Here is an 18843-nt window from a genome sequence, read left to right on the forward strand (position 1 = left end):
CGCAGCGACCGTAATTAAGGCAAACCGGAGTCCGTCGGGGGTGGTGCCTGTCGGGGCCAGCCCGTTGAGGGCGAGCGAGCGGAATCGAAGGGAGGCGAGGCGCGGACGCCATCGCCAAGAACACCGCAAGCCAACGCCCGCCGGACGAGATTAGCGACGCGGTGCCCGGCGCCCGCGCGCCGGGACGGACGATCGGGCTGGCCCCGACAGGCACCACCTCCGACGGACGGCATCAGCAAAATACCCGCGGACAGCAACCATCAACGGACAAGCATCAGCAAAACCCCCGCAGACAGCAACCATCAGCGAACGACATCAGCCCCCCTCACCGACTAAGCCCACGCGCCGCGATAGGCCAAATCCCTTCCACCACCCCCGCCCGCATCGCCACCAACGTGTCATGCAGATTGAACGTCGGATCGCAATGCGAAGGCACCAGCAGCAACTTCGTCCCCAACGCGGGCGTCGCCGCCCCCGCCGCCACCCGCACCACGCCATGCTCGTCATTCGCCGCGACATACGTCAGCCCGGGTCGCTCATGCACCCGCGGCAACCCACACTCGATCGTCGTCGACTTCAACCCCGCATCCAGCACCACGCGATCCGCGCAAGGCGTACTCATCACCGTACTCAGCAAAAACAGGCTATTGCGCAACTGCAGCTCGCCCGCCCACTCGTTATCGCCGTAATCCCCATCCATAAAGGCATACGTCCCCGCCTGCAGTTCCGTATAGACCCCGCCAGGCCCGTCGAACTCCGCCGTCCCCGTCCCGGAGCCCGTAATGATCGGGCAGGCATAGTCATGCTCAGCCAGAATCCGCGCGCACTCCTTGGCCCGCGCCGCCGTCTCGCGGCACGCGGCAGCGCGCTCGGCATGACCGCGCCGGTGCTGCAGCGACCCGTGATACGCCTGCAGACCGGCAAACCGCAAACCCGGCAGACTCTCGATACGCCGTGCCAGCTCCAGCGCCGCGGTCGGCGACGACACCCCGCAACGTCCCTGGCCCACATCCAGCTCGACCAGCACATCGATACGCGCGCCATGCCTCGCCGCCGCGCGGGAAAGATCCGCCACATTGTCCACATGGTCCACGCACACGCTGATCCGCGCCTGCCTGGCGAGCGACGCCAGCAGATCCAGCTTGGCGGCACCGACGACCTCATTGCTGATATGGATATCGTGTATGCCGGCGGCGACGAAGGGCAATGCTTCGCTGACCTTCTGCACGCACACCCCTCGCGCACCCAGCGCCGCCTGGCGCAACGCCACTTCCGGACATTTGTGAGCCTTGGCATGGGGCCGCAGGGCGACGTCGCAGCGGTCGGCCCATTCTTGCATGGTGCGCAGATTGTGCTCGAAGGCATCCAGGTCCAGCACCAGGCAGGGCGTATCCACCTGATCCCATGCATCGCCGACGCGCGCCGGCGGCGGCAATTGCGGCAATGGCGCGGCCTCGCCCGTCACGTCCAGTTCGGTGTTGTCCAAGCAGATCTCCTGACATGTTGATAAGCGCCGCCCGTGGCGACGCCTGACTGATTCCTGAATTTATGCTCAACTACGGCGTTCTACGCGCTACGTCGTCGCATCCGCATGACACCCGCCGCAGGGCGGTTGCCCCGGGACTTGAATAAGCGTAAAGTGAATTCATGTTTGCTGGTTTGCCGATAACCGGGCCGACTGGGCAAACTGGCACAAGCGCTGCGCCCTATGTTCGATATCCTCGTCTATCTTTTTGAAAATTACTACACGCCGCAAGCCTGTCCTGCTGCGGATGTACTGGCGAAACGTCTGGCCGCGGCGGGCTTCGAACACGAAGACATCGACGATGCGTTGGGCTGGTTGTACGGCCTGGCGGAGACCACCGAGCGCTGCGTGGATCTGGCTCAGCAGCCCGCGACCGGTACCCGCATCTACACCGACAGCGAATACCGGCAGCTGGGTAGCGAAGCCATCGGCTTCATCACCTTCCTGGAGTCGGCCGGCGTCCTGCCCGCTCCCCTGCGAGAGATCGTCATCGACCGTGCGCTGGCGGCGCCGGAATCGCCCGTTCCCCTGTCCAAGCTGAAGATTACCGCGCTGATGGTGCTCTGGAGCCAGGAAGCGGACATCGATAACCTGGTCCTCGAAGAACTGCTCGACGACGACGGCGACGTCCGCTGCCTGCATTAAAGACTTGCCTGCGCCGAACCCGGCCGGCCTTCGGGCCGGCTTTGCTTTGGCGCGCAGGATACCCGCCAGTCCATGACCTACATCGGCCGTTTCGCTCCCAGCCCCAGCGGGCCGCTGCACGCGGGATCGCTGGTCGCCGCATTGGCCAGCTACCTGGATGCGCGTGCCCATGGCGGCACATGGCTGCTGCGCATCGAGGACATCGATAAGCCGCGTACCGTGCCGGGCGCCGACCGCCTCATCATGCGGCAGTTGCGCACGCTGGGATTGCAATGGGACGGCGAGGTGATGTGGCAGTCCCAGCGTGATGCCGTGTACCGCCAGGCCATGGAAGACCTGACGGCCCGGGGGCTTGTCTACGGCTGCGCCTGCACGCGCCGCGAAATCATCGAAAACCATGCGGCGCTGGAGCGGGCGCGTGGGATCCGCCAAGCCCTGGTAGACGGCGAGCGGCCCTATGTCGGGACGTGCCGCGACGGCTTGCCGCCGGGCAGGCTGCCCCGCGCATGGCGCCTGCGAGTGCCGCCGGGCGAGGAAAGCTTCACCGACCGCTGGCTGGGCGAGCAGCGCCAGAACGTGGCCCAGGCGGTGGGCGATTTCGTGCTGCGGCGCGCGGACGGCATGTGGGCATATCAATTGGCGGTGGTGGTGGATGACGCGGCGCAAGGCGTCACCGACATCGTGCGCGGCGCCGATCTGCTCAGCTCGACCGCGCGCCAGCGCGTCCTGGCGCGACTGCTCGGCGCCCAGCCGCCGCGCGTCATGCATGTGCCGCTGGTCCTGGACCCCGTCACGGGGTTGAAGCTGTCCAAGCAGAACCACGCCCCGGCGCTGGACCTGGCCCGACCTGTCCAAGCGCTGGGGCAGGCCTGGCGCGTCCTGGGTTTCGCGCCCATCGCGGCCGATGGTCCCACGCGTTTCCTGGCCGAGGCCATCGCGCAATGGGGCCGCCGCTATAAGGGCTGAAAATCCGCATTCAGCAGGCGCACCAGCAAGCCGGTCCCGTCGTCGCCGACGCGAAGCTCGCCGTAGCGGGCCTGTTCGTATCGCGCGGCCTCGCCCTCCGGAAAGAAGAACGCGTTGGTCACCAGGCGCACCCCGTCGGCGCGCAACCGGTAGCGCAGCACCACCTCGCGGGCGTCGTGGGGTTCCGGCGCCGGTTGCACGCGCACGGGCTGGGCGACGCCTTCCGCATCGGGCAGCAGGACGAGATAGCCATCGGTGGCCGGGCCGCCCCACAATCCGGCCACGGTGGCCGGCCGCCCGTCCTGCAGGCGGGAAATTTCCCGCGCCGCGGCAAAGCGCAGGGCCATATAGTCGCCCTGCATGAAGGCGCGCGGGTCGGCCGGGGCCAGCGCCAGCCGCACGATATGTCCGCTGGCCAGCAGTTGCTCGCGCTGCCAGATCCCGGTGTTGACGACCGCCAGCGCCAGGGCCAGTCCGGCCACGATGACCCCCGCCCACAGCGGCCGCCGAGGGGCCGCCGCAACGACCGGCACGGCGGGCCTGGCGCCCTCCAGCCAGCGCGGCAGGCGCCAGGCGACGAGCCGCATGACCAGCAGCAGAACGCCCGCGCCGGCCAGCCAGAGCGACTTTTGCAGCAGGGGAACGCCTAATTGGTAGTAATAGAGAACCAGATAGATCAGCAGTACGGCCTGGCCCCAGCGCAGCAGGCGCGGCCGGCCCAGTCCGAAGCCCAGCAGGATCCACGCCAGAGCGAAGGCAATGCCGGGCGCCGGCAGCCAGCACACCGCCAGGATCAGCAGGCCCAGCGGCACGCCGACGCGGACGCTGGCCGGCAGGACCGCGCGCCGGCGCCGTATCAAGGCCCAGGCCACGGCGACCGGCAGCAGGGCGGCCAGGAGCAGATACAGGACGCCGGGCGGGTGCAGGCCCCACAGGGCGGGCAGCTCCCACACCGGCACGCCGGTCGCCTGGAGGGCAGCCAGCTGCGCGGTCAGCGCGAACGCCCAGGCCAGGGGTTGCAGGGTGTCGCGCCGCGACATGGGCATGCGTTCGCGCACCAGGAAAGCGGCGGCCGCCAGCCAGGCGCCCGCCACGCACGCCGGCAGCCAAACCGCCAGGCCGCGTACCATGTCGAAACCCATCCAGCTCAGGACGTGCTCGTACAGGTCCTGCGTGCTGGCGGAAAACGACGTCAATATAAAGAGGGCCAGCGCGATCATGACGCCACTGAGGAACCGCAGGATGGCATCCGGGGCAAGGATATAGACCGCGACCGCCAACACCAGGATGAGCAGCGCCGAGCCCGTGGGCGAATTCGACACGGACAGCCCCGCGGCCGCCAGGATCTGGCCGGAGAAGGCCAGCGCCGTGGCGCACTGGCGCCAGAACAGCTGGCGCGCGTTGCGGGCCACCGCGACGCCGGCCACGCACAGCACGAGCCCCAGCACCAAAGCCGAGGGAGCGGTCGGGACGATGCCGGAAGCCACCAGGAACACCAGCAGCAGCAGGGTGGCGATCCACGCGCTCAGGCCCAGCAAACCCTGCACATACCAAGGCGTGGCCGTGCGCCGGGCGATCCGCGGGCCCAGTTGCGCCACGGCAGCGGCGGTGCCCGCTTCGTCGACGGCCCCGCCGGCGGACGCGGCGGTTTCCGGGGCCGCCGACGGGGCGCCGGGTGGCAGCGCGCCGGCCGGTTCGCCGGCTGCCCGCACGTAGGCATCGGCGGGGTCGAAGGTCGGGCCGGCGTGCCGGTCCGGGGCGGCGCCGGCCTGTCGCGAGGCAAGGCTACGCAGCCACCGGGCGGCGACCACCGCCTCGCCCATCAGCAGGCCGGCCAGCGGCAGGGCAACCCAGACGCCGGGGTCGATCCGCAGCAGCCACTCGCCCACCACCCGCAGGGACACGCAGACCACGCCCGCCGCCAGCAGCGCCAGGATCACCAGGTCCAGGCGGATGCGCGTATAGAAATAGCCGAGCACCAGCGTCACGCCGACCCAGGCCAGCCCGGTATAAGTGCCCAGGCCCTCTACCACGGATTCCCCGAACATCAGGGCCAGGGCCAGCACGCCGACCGCCAGCAGGACCAATACCCTGGGCCCCACCCCGGTACGCGCGTGCCCCCGCCAGGCGCAGAATTCCCAAATGGCCAGCATCAAGAGGTTGGCCGCGCTGACGATCAGGCTGGGAAAACCCGGCCCGTCGAAGACCACCCACCAGGACAGCACGCGTTCGCCCAGCAGCAGGGCCAGGGCGATATTGGCCAGCACGATCCAGAACAGCCATACCCCCTGGCTGCGTGCCGCGACGGCCCAGGGCAGCATCAGGCCGCTCCACAGGGCGAACAGCTCCCAGGTATCGGCGCCGGTCTGGTAGGTCTGGCCTACCAGCGCCAGCAGGGCGCCCAGGAACACGCTCGCCAGGCCGACCATGCAGGCGCGGCCGTGCGCCGCGACAGGCGTGCGCGCCGGGCGCGCGTACAGGAACGCGGCAAGCAAGGCGCTTGCTGCCAGCAGTACCTGCGCCCCTGTCAGGCGCTGCACTTTTGTCATGGCGCCCCAGTTGGCCGCGACCCAGCAAACCACCGCGCTGGCCAGCAGCAAAAGCCCGAGCGCCAGCGTCGCACGCGCCAGAAACGCGCGCCAAGCGTGCAATTCCGATCCTGCCGGCGTGTGGGTATCGACTTGCATGTGGCGATTCTCCCCTCTTATCATCCGCGCTATTGCGGCGGGCCGCCGCCATTGGAAACACATGAGCAAAACGCTGATTATTGCCGAGAAGCCCTCGGTCGCCCTCGATATATCACGCGCCCTGGGAGGCTTCGCGCGTGAAGGGGAATACTTTGAAAGCGAACGTTACGTCCTGAGTTCCAGCGTCGGCCATCTGCTGAGCCTGGTGGCGCCGAACGATCCCGTCAAAGGCAAATGGAGCTTCGCCCACCTGCCGGTGATACCCCCGCAGTTCGAATTGGATCCGACCGACAAACGGTCCAGCGAGCGCCTGAAGCTGCTCGTCCGGCTGGCCAAGCGCAAGGATGTCGACAGCATCATCAACGCCTGTGACGCGGGCCGCGAAGGCGAGCTGATTTTTCGTTACATCATCCAGTACGCAGGGGTGAACAAGCCGATCCGCCGTCTGTGGCTGCAGTCCATGACGCAGGCCGCCATCCGCGAGGCCTTCGCCAATCTGCGCGACGACAGCGTCATGAAGCCGCTGGAAGCCGCGGCGCGCTCGCGTGCCGAGGCCGATTGGCTGGTCGGCATCAACGGCACGCGCGCCATGACTGCCTTCAACAGCAAGGACGGCGGCTTTTTCAAGACCCCGGTGGGGCGCGTGCAAACACCCACCCTGGCCATCGTGCACGAACGCGAAAACCGCATTCGCGCGTTCGTGTCGCGCGACTTCTGGGAAGTGCGCGCCACCTTCGTCGCCGCGGCCGGCCTGTACGAAGGCCGCTGGATCGACCCCGACTTCAAGAAGGACGACCGCGATCCGGAAAAGCGCGAATCGCGGCTGTGGTCGCTGGCGGCCGCGCAAAGCGTGGTCGCGGCCTGCCGCGAGCAGCCGGGCACCGTTACCGAGGAATCCAAGCCCTCCACCCAGCTTTCGCCCGCGCTGTACGATCTGACTTCGCTACAGCGCGAAGCCAACGGGCGTTTCGGCTTTTCGGCCAAGACCACGCTGGCGCTGGCGCAAACGCTTTACGAACGGCACAAGGCGCTGACCTACCCGCGTACCGATTCGCGCTATCTGCCCGAGGACTACATCAACACCGTGCGCGACACCATGCGCACGCTAGCCGACGCGCAGGGCGGCCCCGCCGCGGCAACGGCGCGCCATGCGGCGAAGATCGTGGCGCAGAACTGGGTCAAGCCCAACCGGCGCATCTTCGACAACAAGAAGGTGTCCGATCACTTTGCCATCATCCCCACCCTGCAGGTGCCGCGCGACCTGAGCGAAGCGGAAGCCAAGCTCTACGACCTGGTCCTCAAGCGCTTCCTGGCGGTGTTTTTCCCCGCGGCGGAATACCGAGTGACGACCCGCATGACCGACGTGCAGGGCCATCGTTTCCGCACCGACGGCAAGGTGCTGGTGGCGCCGGGCTGGCTGGCCGTCTATGGCAAGGAAGCCCAGGACGAGGACGCCAACCTGGTGCCGGTCGCCGATGGCGAAAAAGTCCGCACCGAGGAAATCGAAGCCGTGGGCCTGGCCACCAAGCCGCCGCCACGCTACAACGAAGCCACGCTGCTGTCCGCCATGGAAGGCGCCGGCAAACTGGTGGAAGACGAAGAACTGCGCGAAGCCATGTCCGAGCGCGGCCTGGGTACGCCGGCCACCCGCGCGGCCATCATCGAAGGCTTGCTCAACGAAGGCTACCTGCGCCGCGAAGGACGCGACCTCGTGCCCACCGCCAAGGCGCGCCAGCTGATGACACTGCTGTCCGGCCTGGACGTGACGGAACTGACCTCGCCCGAACTGACCGGCGAGTGGGAACACAAGCTCAAGCAGATCGAACAGGGCGGCCTGCAGCGCGATGCCTTCATGCGCGAAATTGCGCAGATGACGCAGGTCATCGTCAAGCGCGCCAAGGAATACGAACGCGATACCGTGCCCGGCGACTATGCCACGCTGCACACGCCGTGTCCCAAATGCGGCGGCGTGGTGAAGGAAAACTATCGCCGCTATGCCTGCACCAATTGCGACTTCTCCATCGGCAAGCATCCGGGCGGACGCACCTTCGAACTACCCGAAGTCGAGGAACTGCTGGCCAAACGCGAAATCGGTCCGCTGCAGGGATTCATCAGCAAAATGGGCCGGCCGTTCGCGGCCATCCTGCGCATCACCGACGAATACAAGCTCGAGTTCGATTTCGGCCAGAGCAACGACGAGGACAGCGAGCCGGTCGACTTTTCCGGCCAGACACCGGTCGGCCCTTGCCCGAAATGCCACTCGCGCGTGTTCGAACATGGCATGAGCTATGTCTGCGAGAAATCCGTCGGACCGGAGAAGACCTGCACCTTCCGCTCCGGCAAGGTCATCCTGCAGCAGGAAATATCGCGCGCGCAGATGGAAAAGCTGTTGACGGAGGGCCGTACGGATCTGCTCGACGGGTTCGTCTCCAGCCGCACCAACCGCAAGTTCAAGGCGTATCTGGTGCGCCAGCCCGACGGCAAGATCGGCTTCGAATTCGAGCCGCGCCCCGAAAAACCGGGTGCCAAGAGCACCGGCAGGACGGCCCCGGCCAAGACTGCCGCGAAAACCGCCGGAAAGACCGCCGCGAAGCGCGCGACCAAGACCGCGGCGAAGACGGCGGCGGCCGGCGAAGGCGATACGCAGGACGCAGGCGCGGCGGAAACGACGGCCGCGCGCGCGCCGGCCGCCAGGAAAACCGCAGCCAAGAAGACCGCGGCCAGGAAAGCGCCGGCGAAAAAAGCCGCCGCGAAAAAGGCCGCGACCAAGACAACCGCCTGACACGGAAAACGAGGAGACAGTCCACCATGCAGCAGCATTTCATCGACAACCGTCCCGTGCCGTCGTCCGCCGGCGAATTCATTCCGGTCATCGACCCTTCCACGGGACAGGAATTCGACGCCATCCCGCGCGGCAATGCGGCCGATATCGATCGCGCCGTCACCGCGGCGCGCCAGGCCTACGAAGGCGCGTGGGGCGCCCTGACGGCCGCCGAACGCGGCCGCCTGCTGCTGAAGCTGTCGCTGCTGGTAATGGACCACTTCGATGAGCTGGCGGCCCTCGAATCGCGCGATTGCGGCAAGCCGACCAAGCAGGCGCGTGCCGACGTCACCGCTGTCGCGCGCTATTTCGAGTTCTACGGCGGCGCGGCCGATAAGCTGCACGGCGAAACGCTGCCGTACCAAAACGGCTATACGGTGCTCACCCTGCGCGAGCCGCACGGGGTTACCGGGCACATCGTCCCGTGGAACTACCCTCTGCAGATTTTCGGCCGCAGCGTGGGCGGCGCGCTGGCGGCGGGCAACGCCTGCGTCGTCAAGCCCGCGGAAGACGCCTGCCTGTCGGTACTGCGTATTGCCGAGCTGGCCGCCGAAGCCGGTTTCCCGCCCGGCGCGATCAATGTGGTCACGGGCTACGGCCACGAAGCAGGCGATGCCCTGGCGCGCCATCCGGGCATCGACCACATTTCCTTCACCGGCTCGCCCGCCATCGGGATCCTTGTCACGCAGACCGCGGCGGCCAACCATACGCCGGTCACCACCGAGCTGGGCGGCAAGTCGCCGCAGATCGTCTTCGCCGACGCCGACTTCGACGCCATGCTGCCGGTGGTCATCAATGCCATCGTGCAGAATGCCGGCCAGACATGCTCGGCGGGCAGCCGCCTGCTCGTCCAGCGCGAGGCCTATGAGGCGGTGCTGGAAAAAGTCGGCGCGGCCTTCGCCGCCCTGCGCACCGGCCCAGCCGATCAGGACCTGGATTGCGGGCCGCTGATCCGGAAAAGCCAGCAGGCACGGGTCGCCGATTTCCTGGCCCAGGCGCGCGCCGACGGCATCGCCACCGTGGCGCAGGGCAAGCTCAGCGACAGCGCGCCGGCGGCCGGCTACTACCAGGTTCCGACGCTATTGCGCGATGTCCCGCTCACCCATCGGCTGGCGCGCGACGAAGTCTTCGGCCCCGTGCTGGCGGCCATGCCCTTCGACGACGAAGCCGATGCCGTACGCATCGCCAACGCCACCGATTACGGCCTGGTGGCCAGTGTCTGGACGCGCGACGGCGGACGCCAGCTGCGCATGGCGCGCAAGGTGCGCGCCGGCCAGGTTTTCATCAATAACTATGGGGCGGGCGGCGGCATCGAACTGCCTTTCGGCGGCGTCAAGGCCAGCGGCCATGGACGGGAAAAAGGCTTCGAAGCGCTGTACGGCTTTACCGTGCTGAAGACGGTCTCGATCAAGCACGATTAAGGCACCGCCAGCCGGCGCGCGGGCTCGCGGGCTCGCGCGGCGGCCGGCGGCAAATCACGCTTCGTCCTCGTACCACACGCCCCCTGCCAGCATCATGCGGTGATGGCCGTAGCCGGCAGGCATCATGGGGTAGCAGTTTTCCTGTTCCGCCACGCAAACGTCCAGGAAATAAGGCCCGGGGCTATCCAGGCATTGCGCCAGCGCATTGTCCAGGTGCGCGGGGTCGCTTACCCGCGCGGCATTCCATCCGAACGCCTTGGCCACCGCCACGAAGTCCGGCAGCGAGGCGTTATAGCTGTGGCTGTAGCGGCCGCCGTGGATCAGCTCCTGCCACTGGCGCACCATGCCCATATAGCCGTTGTTGCACAACACCACCTTGACCGGCGTTTCGTGCTGGACCGCCGTCGATAGCTCCTGGATGTTCATCAACACGGACGCATCGCCGCTGACGCACACCACCGTGCGGTCCGGATGGGCGATCTGCGCGCCGATCGCCGCGGGCAGCCCATACCCCATCGTGCCGGCGCCGCCCGATGTCAGCCAGCGATTCGGCTGTTCGAACCGCAGATACTGCGCGGCCCACATCTGGTGCTGGCCGACGTCCGTCGATACCACCGCATCGTGCCGCGCCAGCGCCGCGTCCAGGCGGCGCATCAGTTGCTGCGGCAGAATGGCGTCGTCGCGCGGTTCGACACGCAGGCAGTCCCTGGCGCGCCACCGTTCGATGCGGCGCCACCAGGTTTCCAGCTGCGCGCCTGGCTCCGCGCGCTCGGCCAGCGCCTGCCGCAAGGCCTGGACCAGCGGCAGGCAATCGCCCACCATCGCGACGTCCACACGCACGACCTTGTTGATGGATGCCGGATCGATATCGATATGGATCTTGCGCGCATGGGGACAGAAATCCGCCAGCCGGCCGGTAATGCGATCGTCGAACCGTGCCCCCACGCAAACGATCAGGTCCGCATGGTGCATGGCAAGGTTGGCCTCCAGCGTCCCGTGCATGCCCAGCATGCCGAGGAATCGCGGGTCGGATGCGGGGAAGGCGCCCAGGCCCATCAGGGTCAAGGTGCAGGGCGCATCCACATGGCGTACCAGATCGGTGAAGGCCGCGCACGCCTCGGGACCGGCATTGATCAGACCGCCCCCGCCGTAGAACACAGGACGCCGGGCCTGCGCGATCAGGTCGGCGGCGCGGCGCACGGCGCTTTGCGGCACTTTGAATGAGGTCTTGGCGGCCTGGCGGCGTGCCCGCAAGGCCGTCACCCCATGACGCTCGTCGGCGGGCAGGGTCTCGTCCGGGTCGGCCGGCAGGGCCAGTTGCACATCCTTGGGAAAATCCACCAGCACCGGACCGGGCCGCCCCTGCCGCGTCACGGCCAGCGCGCGGGACACCGTATCGGCGACGGCGTCGACACGGAGGATCTGTGCATTCCATTTGGTGACGGGACGCGAAATACCGATGGCGTCGCATTCCTGGAATGCGTCCGTGCCGATGGCAGCGGTCGCCACCTGACCGCTGATGCACAGCACCGGGATCGAATCGCACATGGCATCCAGCAGTCCGGACGTCGTATTGGCCATGCCCGGACCGGAAGTCACCAGCACCACGCCGGTACGGCCGGTCGTGCGCGCATAGCCCTGGGCCGCGTGCACGGCCGCCTGCTCGTGCCGTACCAGTACATGGCGCAGCCGCGGTTCCGAGTACAGGGCATCGTACAGCGGCAGCATGGCGCCGCCCGGATAGCCAAAAATGGTGTCGACGCCATGCGCGATCAGCGTCTCCAGCAGGATGCGGGCGCCGTTCGGGGCGGGGGGCGCGCCGTCGGCGTCGGCGCTGTTCAATGCCAGGGAGGAAAGACGATCGTTCATGGACACCATCTTATGGTGGAACAACCGGAATTTTTATCCTGTTTTTCTGCTGAAACGGCCCAGATCCAGTAAATTAGTCTTATAAAACTGGAATTTAAAGAAAATGCATCTGGATAAATTCGATTTGGCCATCCTGCGTGTCCTGCAGGACAACGCGCGGGCCAGCCTGAACGAGATCGGCGCCGCGGTCGGGCTGTCTTCCACGCCCTGCTGGAATCGCATCAAGCGCATGGAAGGCGCGGGCGTGATCCGCGGCTATACGGTGAATATCGATCCGGCCGCGCTGGGCTTCATGGATACCGTCATCGTGCATGTCACCCTGGAAAGCCACAGCGAGGAAACGCTGTACGAATTCGGCCGCGCGCTGGCGCAGATACCGGAAGTGCTGGAAGCCTTCCTGGTTTCCGGCGACTACGACTACTACATCCGCATCGCCGTACGGGATACGCGGGACTATGAAAGACTGCTGCGCGAACAGCTCTACCGCATCCCCGGCATCCGCCACAGCAAGTCCAGTTTCGTGCTGCGACGGCTGAAGGAATCCATGCTGCCGCTGTCGCCCCCCGCGCCGATATAATCCTGCGTCACTTCGCCCGATCGCGCGATCGGCTACTCACTTACCGCGACATGCGCGCGGACCCTGGCTGGACATGACCGAAGCAACTTCCAAACCCTGGTACGTCGTGCGGCGTTCCAAGCTGCACGGCAATGGCGTATTCGCCGCCCGCAAGATCCCGGCCGGCACGCGCATCATCGAATACGGCGGGGCGCGCATCAGCGCCAAGGAAGCCGACCGCCGCCATCCCACGAATCCGGACGATCCCTTCCACACATTCTTCTTTTCGCTGTCCTCCGGCAAGGTCATCGACGGCGGCGACAAAGGCAACGATGCACGCTGGATCAACCACAGCTGCGCGCCCAACTGCGAATCGCAGGAAGGCAGCGGCGGCAAGCGCGTATATATCCATGCCCTGCGCGACATCAAGCGCGGCGAGGAACTCTTCTACGACTACGGGCTGGTACTGGACGGCAAAATCACCAAGGCGATGAAAGAGGGCTACAAATGCCTGTGCGGCGCGCCCGAATGCCGCGGCACGATGCTCGCCCTGCCCAAGAAGAGCAAGAAGAAAAAGAAGGATTAGGCCCGGGCTGGCATACAATGCTTTTCATGCCGCCCGCCAGCGGCATTGAGTACGTCTTCAGGGCGGGGTGAAACTCCCCACCGGCGGTAGGCCACGCGACGTGGCAAGCCCGCGAGCGCCCGCGGTCCGGCAACGGTCGGCGGGGTCAGCAGATCTGGTCAGATTCCAGAGCCGACGGTCATAGTCCGGATGAGAGAAGATGTGCCGGCACACTTCCGTACCCCGCGCGCCCCTGGGCGCGCATGCGGTCTTGCGTTTGGCTGTCCATAGCCCTGAAACGTTTTTCGCCCAACTTTTCGCGAGAGCGTTTCAATGTCCCAAGCATCCACCCCCACCATTGCCACGGATCCGCGCACGCCGTCGATCTTCGCGCAACCTTTCCCCATGCGCCTGGCGCGTGCCCTGCACCACATGCGCCTGGGCCGTCCCGTCATCGTCCTGGACGACGACGACCGGGAAAACGAGGCCGACCTGATCGTCGCCGCCGACAAAATCACCGTTCCCGTCATGGCCCAGCTGATTCGCGACTGCAGCGGCATCGTCTGCCTGTGCCTGACCGACGAGACACTGGATCGGCTGGCCCTGCCGCCCATGACGGCGCGCAACGAAAGCCGTCACGGCACTGCCTTCACCGTATCGATCGAGGCACGCGAAGGCGTCACCACCGGCGTCTCGGCCAGGGATCGCGTCACCACCATCCGCGCCGCCATCGCGCCGCACGCCCAGGCCGGCGACATCGTCTGCCCGGGACACGTCTTTCCGCTGCGTGCCCAGCCCGGCGGCGTGCTGGCGCGGCGCGGCCATACGGAAGGATCGGTCGACCTGGCCATCCTGGCCGGACTGCGCCCGGCGGCGGTGCTGTGCGAACTCATGAACGACGACGGTACGATGACCCGCGGCGATGCCATCGACCGCTATGCCGCCAAGCACGGCCTGGTCGCCCTGACCATCGCGGAACTGGCCGACTATCGCCGCGCGCAGGCCTCGCAGGACCGCACGACGCAGGACCTGGAGTCGAAGGCCGCCTAGCGGTGTAGCGTCAAAGGGGCCTCTCCAGGTCCTGGACGACCCGCGACAGGCACGCCTGCACGTCGCCGATGACGACGGTGGCGCTGCAGGCCAGCATCAGATTCAGATTCATCCCGAAGTCCTCCACGGTGTAGCCTTGCGCGTCGATGTGGAAGCCGCCGTCGGCCGACTTGCCGACGGCTACCTGCTCGACGATGGAAGACGCCACGGAGGAATACGCCCAAACGGGCTTGCCCAGCGCCACGGCATAACCGACCTCGAAGGCGGTTCCCGAATCCGGTTCCGCGCCGCGGAAGGGGTTCAGATTGGCGATGACGCCGTCTGCCTGGCGGATCAATGCCACATTGGCGCGATAGATCCATGCCGCCAATTCCGGGCCGGCCAGCCCGGGAGGGCCCGCCTGGTCGAGGGGATACAGGCCGCGCAGTCCATACCGGGCACACAGGCGTTTCAGGTGCTCGCCATGCGCGACGGCGTCGGGCCGGAATACATCGTAGCCCGCCAGGTAAAGGGAAAACGGTTTTGCGGAAGAAGCAGGGGCCATGTGATTTCCAGCCATGACATGGGTGCGCCGGTCCATCGGCCCACCCATGCCCGGATAGGGGGATCCGCCAATGGCGGGGCAGCATACGTTCGCCAGCCGCCGAGGCCGCGCACGGGCCCGGGAACGGCGGCTAGAACATCGTGTTCCGGTTCGCGGGGTTCTCGGGAATATCCTGGCTGACATCCCAATGCTCGACGATCTTGCCGTCCCGCAGGCGGAAGATATCGACGACTGCCTGCCCGGCATCCTCGGGCGATTCCTTCCACAGGTAATGGACCACCACCAGATCGTCTTCGGCGATCATGCGCTTGATGCTCGCGCTCGCCGTGGGATGCTGCTCCAGGTAGGGGGCGTAGAAATCCGCCATCGCCGATGCGCCATCCGGCAGATAGGGATCGTGCTGGATCAGGTCCTTGTCGACATACGTCTGCAACGCCTTGTCGACGTTCTTGTCCTGGAACAGCATGCGGAAGAATGCCGTGACCACTGCCTTGTTGTCAGCCGGCGCCGCTTGCGCGGCACCGCACAGGCATGCGGCCCCGCACAACAGGAAGGCGGCGGCGAAGGGTTTGAGCTTCATGCGGATTCCGGACGTATCGAGGCGGGACGGGCACGTGCAGGCGCGCTGGAGGTCCGCCAGTGTAAACAAAAAGTTCAGGCGGCCTTCTGGTCCCGCTGGTTCTGGTAGACCTGCAGATGCGAATAAGCCACGCGCAGATAGGGGGTGGCAATGCTGGTGGCGGCGCCCCGGGCGATCATATCGCCGACGATATGATCCGCTTCCACCCGCATGCCTTGCCGCAGGTCGCGGAACATCGATGACGTCGCCGGGGAATCCGTATCGGCGAAGAGCTTGCGCGCGGCCGCATCGGCCTGCGGCCGCGCACGGTAGCCGGCCGCGGCGGAGACCGCCTGGGCCTCCGCGAGCAGGGCCAGCATGACCGCCTGCCCGTCCGCGGTGGACGCGATTTCCCCCACGGTGCCGCGCAGCAAACAGGTTCCCGCGGCCAGCGTGCAGAGGAAGACGAATTTCTCCCAGCAGTCCTGATGGATGGTTTCGCTCAGGCGCGAAGAAAAATCGGCCGGGGCAAGCGCGCGCTCCAGCGCCACGCAGCGGTCGCTGCGGGGATCGCCCGCGCGTTCGCCGAACACGAAACCCGCGTGCGCGCCCATGTGGACGATCTCGCCTTCCGGGCCGATGGTGGCGTTGATCTGGCACAGGCCGCCCAGCACCCGATGCGCGCCGAAGCTGTAGTCCAGTACGTCGTAATGCGCCATCCCGTTCATGATGGGCAGCACCACCGATCCCGGCCCCACCGCCGGGCTGATCGCGGTTACCGCGCTGGCCAGGTCGTACGCCTTGCAGCCCAGCACGATGACATCGTAGTGGCCGCCCAGGTCGTTGGCAGTCACGATGCGCGGCCGCACCGTGGCGTCGCCACGCGGGCTGCGCAGCCGCAGACCCTGTTCGCGCAGCGTCGCCGCGCGTGCCTCGCGCACCAGGAAGGTGACGTCCACGCCAGCCTGTGCCGCGCGTCCACCGAAATAACCACCCGTGCCGCCGGCACCGAGGAACAACATCCGCATCATTTTTCTCCATCGAGGGCGCGCGGCATGAGCCGGATACCGCCTGGTCGCATTATGCCCAACGTGGCGCGCGCCGGACCGGCATCGGCCCGGCCGCTTACGATGCACCGGCACGCTTGACGTCCCGCTGAAAGCCGCGACGGTACCGCCCGTCCGAAGGCCTAATCGAATATCTCGTGCCAGAAGGATTTCTTGCGATAGCCGCGGTCGTGCCCGCGGTCATGGCGATCGTAGGAGCGATCGCGATCGTCGTCCCGATAGGGACGGGCCTGGGCAGGCGGCGCGGGCGCGACGGTTTACGCGGCGACGGTTTCCTGCAGGCTGCGCTCGATCAGCTTGTCCAGTTCGCCGCGGTCCAGCCAGACGCCACGGCAGGCAGGGCAATAGTCGATTTCGATATTTTGCCGGGCGGACATGACCAGCTCGGGTTCTCGGCAGGCAGGGCATTTCATTTGGGTCTCCTTACGTTTTCCTGAACGAAGATAGACCGGCTGCCGCCACGATGGTTCCCGTACCGCTGGGTATGCGGATGTCAGCGTGGCCGGTGCCACACCTTGCTGACGGCACGGATGGCCGCCCAGGCGACCCATCTGCCATTGGTCAGCCGCGCGCGGGGCAGGCGCCTCATGACCTCGATGGCGATCCCGCCGCGGCGGTGCCATTCGCGCTTGCGAACCTGGCTGTCCGTTTTGCGGCCTTCCAGCCAGTCGAACTTGCGCAGGCCCGGCTTGTAGACCGGCGGCACATTGAAAATCAGGATATAGGCCAGGCGCGGGCTATCCGAGGTATTCGGACCCGTGTAATGGAGGGTGCGCATGTCATGCACGGTGCAGCCGCCGGCCGGCAGAGGCACCGGCACCGCGCTGGAGCGGGGGAAATCGTCGCAGCATTCCAGCGGATGCAGGGCCTTGTCGTACCCGGGCGAACGGTGCTCGAGCACCTCGTAACGGTTCGATCCCGGTATGAATTGCATGCACCCGTTGATCTCTCCGACCGGTTGCAGCGGCAGCCAGATGCTGAGCTCGCGATATTCGAAATCCGGCGAACGAAAGGCCTCGTCCTGGTGCCATGGCGTTTCGGGCCCGACGCGTGCCGGCTTGAGCAGCGCATGCTCGCCATACAGGGCGGCGTCCGGCCCCAGCAATTGCCGCGCGATGGCCAGCGCGCGCCGGTGATACGTGGTCTTCAGCAGTTCAGGCGCGTAGTGCGAGGGATCGTGCAGACTGGGGAAGACCTGCGGCTTGTCGGGGTCGTCGCGGCTGGCGAAATCGTATTGCGCGCCCTCCTCGTAACCCACTTTGTTCTCGAACATGCGCATCAACGTCTTGCGTATCTGCGCGACTTCATCCGGCGGGCAGATCTCTTCCAGGGCTATGTATCCCCGCGCTTTGTATTCGGCCGTCGTTTCTTCCGGAAGGAGATATTCCTGGTTCACATCGCGCTCCACACTGGTCGTACACCGCGCCGCGCCCAAGATTTGGTTAGCGGCTATGTGAGGCGTAAGGTATCTTTTCAAAGGCGGAGCAACTATCGCTCGTGATGCCTAGGACGGATTCGGCGCGTCACTGATGCATAGAGACGAGGCGAAGACCCCGCCACGCCGCACCGGTGCACCTTCGGCCGACACGCTAAAGCGGAGCCGAACGAAGTCCCCCGCCCGGATGGGTGACGAAGAAGCTGAACAGCCTTGCCCGCACGGCTTCGACGTCGGCGACGGCAGCCACGCCATCGGCTTGCGGGCCGGTCCAGGCCGGCGCGCGGTCCCGGACTTCCCGGATGACGGGCACGCCCGCGGCGCGCAGCCGGCTGGCATAGGCACGGCCCTCGTCGCGCAGCGGGTCGTCCGGACCGCTGAGCAGCAGCAAAGGCGGCAGGCCGGCCAGGCGCGTCCCCGCCAGGGGCGTCGCGTACGGATGGCTGGCATCGCAAGGACAGGACAGATAACCGCGCCAGCCCCCGGCCCATCGGGCGCCGGCCGGCGTAGCCTGCGCGCCGCGCATGGAAGCCGTGCCCATGCTGGCGTCGAGCATGGGCGAAAACAGGACCTGGCCGTCCAGTGGGGGGCCCAGGCGGTCGCGCGCCATCAGGGCGACCGCCGCGGCGATGCAGCCACCGGCTTCCTCGCCGGCCACGAACAGCGCCGCGCCCTTGCCGCCCAGCTGCTGGCGATGCCGATGCGCCCACTCCAGCGTGGCGTAGGCAACCTCTACCGCCGAAGGAAAAGGATGGCTGGGCGCAAGGGGGTAATCCACGGAGAGCACCACGGCGCCGGCATCCGCCAGCAGTTGGGCGACCCCCGACGGCGCGTCCACCGAACCCGACACGAAGGCCCCGCCGTGGAAGTGCACGACCAGAGGCGTAGCCGCGCCCTGGGCACGTCTTCCGTAGAAACGCACGCGGTGCGGCGGGACGATATCCGCGGACGCGGATGAGCGGGATAATGCGCCGTCGCGGCGCGTTACCCGCCGCGCGGCGATGTCGGGATGGCAGGACATGGTCTTTAACCGGTGCCCCGGGAAATCTTTCGGGGCGTATGGAAGATGATGCAAGCATATGAAATGCCCGCCGCCGGATAAACCGCCTCGCCATGACTTAATAAGTTACCCG

General features: G+C 66.8%; 15 protein-coding genes, 1 pseudogene and 1 riboswitch. Of the genes and pseudogenes, 7 read left to right on the plus strand and 9 right to left on the minus strand.

Annotation, left to right across the window (positions count from 1 at the left end; genetic code table 11):
* Positions 1-325: 325 nt before the first annotated feature.
* Positions 326-1396: a DSD1 family PLP-dependent enzyme gene (locus ACO1P8_RS21400; RefSeq protein ID WP_486297916.1), complete on the minus strand. Its 1071-nt coding sequence runs from the start codon at positions 1394-1396 to the stop codon at positions 326-328.
* 312 nt (positions 1397-1708) lie between these two features.
* Between ACO1P8_RS21400 and ACO1P8_RS21405 the strand changes: the two genes are divergently transcribed.
* Positions 1709-2170 (plus strand): Smg family protein, encoded by a 462-nt coding sequence (locus ACO1P8_RS21405; protein ID WP_066342731.1) that lies wholly within the window; start codon positions 1709-1711, stop codon positions 2168-2170.
* 72 nt (positions 2171-2242) lie between these two features.
* Entirely contained in the window at positions 2243-3136 is an 894-nt protein-coding gene (gluQRS, locus tag ACO1P8_RS21410) for a tRNA glutamyl-Q(34) synthetase GluQRS (protein ID WP_486297878.1), read from the plus strand.
* On the opposite strand, the gene ACO1P8_RS21415 is transcribed toward gluQRS, so the two are convergent.
* A complete protein-coding gene (locus tag ACO1P8_RS21415; RefSeq protein ID WP_486297879.1) occupies positions 3124-5823 on the minus strand; it encodes a GDYXXLXY domain-containing protein in 2700 nt (899 codons plus the stop codon). The two genes, gluQRS and ACO1P8_RS21415, sit on opposite strands and share 13 nt — an antisense overlap.
* A 61-nt stretch (positions 5824-5884) precedes the next feature.
* On the opposite strand from ACO1P8_RS21415, the gene ACO1P8_RS21420 reads away from it, so the two are divergent.
* Both ACO1P8_RS21420 and ACO1P8_RS21425 read left to right on the plus strand, forming a co-directional pair.
* Positions 5885-8605 (plus strand): DNA topoisomerase III, encoded by a 2721-nt coding sequence (locus ACO1P8_RS21420; protein ID WP_486297880.1) that lies wholly within the window; start codon positions 5885-5887, stop codon positions 8603-8605.
* Positions 8606-8631: 26 nt separating this feature from the next.
* Entirely contained in the window at positions 8632-10065 is a 1434-nt protein-coding gene (locus ACO1P8_RS21425) for an aldehyde dehydrogenase family protein (protein WP_486297881.1), read from the plus strand.
* A 54-nt stretch (positions 10066-10119) separates the two neighbouring features.
* Here the strand turns inward: ACO1P8_RS21425 and ilvB are convergent, their stop codons facing one another.
* Complete coding sequence (gene ilvB / locus ACO1P8_RS21430) at positions 10120-11943, minus strand: biosynthetic-type acetolactate synthase large subunit (RefSeq protein ID WP_486297917.1); 1824 nt, start codon at positions 11941-11943, stop codon at positions 10120-10122.
* A 94-nt stretch (positions 11944-12037) separates the two neighbouring features.
* On the opposite strand from ilvB, the gene ACO1P8_RS21435 reads away from it, so the two are divergent.
* The 3 genes from ACO1P8_RS21435 to ribB all read left to right on the plus strand — a co-directional run bounded on the left by ACO1P8_RS21435 (position 12038) and on the right by ribB (position 14105).
* Positions 12038-12511 (plus strand): Lrp/AsnC family transcriptional regulator, encoded by a 474-nt coding sequence (locus ACO1P8_RS21435; protein ID WP_094839454.1) that lies wholly within the window; start codon positions 12038-12040, stop codon positions 12509-12511.
* A 73-nt stretch (positions 12512-12584) separates the two neighbouring features.
* On the plus strand, positions 12585-13076 hold the full coding sequence (locus ACO1P8_RS21440) for an SET domain-containing protein (RefSeq protein ID WP_486297882.1): 492 nt from the start codon (positions 12585-12587) through the stop codon (positions 13074-13076).
* A 49-nt stretch (positions 13077-13125) separates the two neighbouring features.
* Positions 13126-13281, plus strand: a riboswitch (FMN riboswitch).
* A gap of 107 nt (positions 13282-13388) precedes the next feature.
* The gene (ribB, locus tag ACO1P8_RS21445; RefSeq protein WP_486297883.1) at positions 13389-14105 is read left to right on the plus strand and encodes a 3,4-dihydroxy-2-butanone-4-phosphate synthase; all 717 of its coding nucleotides are present in this window, start codon (positions 13389-13391) and stop codon (positions 14103-14105) included.
* A 10-nt stretch (positions 14106-14115) separates the two neighbouring features.
* Here ribB and ACO1P8_RS21450 read toward each other — a convergent pair whose 3' ends face one another.
* The 6 genes and pseudogenes from ACO1P8_RS21450 to ACO1P8_RS21475 all read right to left on the minus strand — a co-directional run bounded on the left by ACO1P8_RS21450 (position 14116) and on the right by ACO1P8_RS21475 (position 18731).
* On the minus strand, positions 14116-14649 hold the full coding sequence (locus ACO1P8_RS21450) for a nucleoside 2-deoxyribosyltransferase (protein ID WP_486297884.1): 534 nt from the start codon (positions 14647-14649) through the stop codon (positions 14116-14118).
* Positions 14650-14779: 130 nt separating this feature from the next.
* Positions 14780-15229, minus strand: coding sequence for a nuclear transport factor 2 family protein (locus ACO1P8_RS21455; protein ID WP_486297885.1), 450 nt, complete (start codon positions 15227-15229; stop codon positions 14780-14782).
* A 74-nt stretch (positions 15230-15303) separates the two neighbouring features.
* The gene (panE, locus tag ACO1P8_RS21460; RefSeq protein ID WP_486297918.1) at positions 15304-16236 is read right to left on the minus strand and encodes a 2-dehydropantoate 2-reductase; all 933 of its coding nucleotides are present in this window, start codon (positions 16234-16236) and stop codon (positions 15304-15306) included.
* 161 nt (positions 16237-16397) lie between these two features.
* A pseudogene (locus tag ACO1P8_RS21465) lies at positions 16398-16688 on the minus strand (TFIIB-type zinc ribbon-containing protein).
* 80 nt (positions 16689-16768) lie between these two features.
* Positions 16769-17671, minus strand: coding sequence for a phytanoyl-CoA dioxygenase family protein (locus tag ACO1P8_RS21470; protein ID WP_486297886.1), 903 nt, complete (start codon positions 17669-17671; stop codon positions 16769-16771).
* 193 nt (positions 17672-17864) lie between these two features.
* Positions 17865-18731, minus strand: coding sequence for an alpha/beta hydrolase (locus ACO1P8_RS21475; protein ID WP_486297887.1), 867 nt, complete (start codon positions 18729-18731; stop codon positions 17865-17867).
* Positions 18732-18843: the final 112 nt, after the last annotated feature.

It is taken from the genome of Bordetella sp., assembly GCF_057362025.1.

Coding starts and splice junctions, on each gene's coding strand:
- ACO1P8_RS21435 (WP_094839454.1), top strand. CDS start 12,038: ATGCATCTGGATAAATTCGATTTGGCCATCCTGCGTGTCCTGCAGGAC.
- ACO1P8_RS21440 (WP_486297882.1), top strand. CDS start 12,585: ATGACCGAAGCAACTTCCAAACCCTGGTACGTCGTGCGGCGTTCCAAG.
- ACO1P8_RS21475 (WP_486297887.1), bottom strand. CDS start 18,731: ATGTCCTGCCATCCCGACATCGCCGCGCGGCGGGTAACGCGCCGCGAC.
- ACO1P8_RS21420 (WP_486297880.1), top strand. CDS start 5,885: ATGAGCAAAACGCTGATTATTGCCGAGAAGCCCTCGGTCGCCCTCGAT.
- ACO1P8_RS21425 (WP_486297881.1), top strand. CDS start 8,632: ATGCAGCAGCATTTCATCGACAACCGTCCCGTGCCGTCGTCCGCCGGC.
- ribB (WP_486297883.1), top strand. CDS start 13,389: ATGTCCCAAGCATCCACCCCCACCATTGCCACGGATCCGCGCACGCCG.
- gluQRS (WP_486297878.1), top strand. CDS start 2,243: ATGACCTACATCGGCCGTTTCGCTCCCAGCCCCAGCGGGCCGCTGCAC.
- ACO1P8_RS21450 (WP_486297884.1), bottom strand. CDS start 14,649: ATGGCCCCTGCTTCTTCCGCAAAACCGTTTTCCCTTTACCTGGCGGGC.
- ACO1P8_RS21455 (WP_486297885.1), bottom strand. CDS start 15,229: ATGAAGCTCAAACCCTTCGCCGCCGCCTTCCTGTTGTGCGGGGCCGCA.
- ilvB (WP_486297917.1), bottom strand. CDS start 11,943: ATGGTGTCCATGAACGATCGTCTTTCCTCCCTGGCATTGAACAGCGCC.
- panE (WP_486297918.1), bottom strand. CDS start 16,236: ATGCGGATGTTGTTCCTCGGTGCCGGCGGCACGGGTGGTTATTTCGGT.
- ACO1P8_RS21405 (WP_066342731.1), top strand. CDS start 1,709: ATGTTCGATATCCTCGTCTATCTTTTTGAAAATTACTACACGCCGCAA.
- ACO1P8_RS21415 (WP_486297879.1), bottom strand. CDS start 5,823: ATGCAAGTCGATACCCACACGCCGGCAGGATCGGAATTGCACGCTTGG.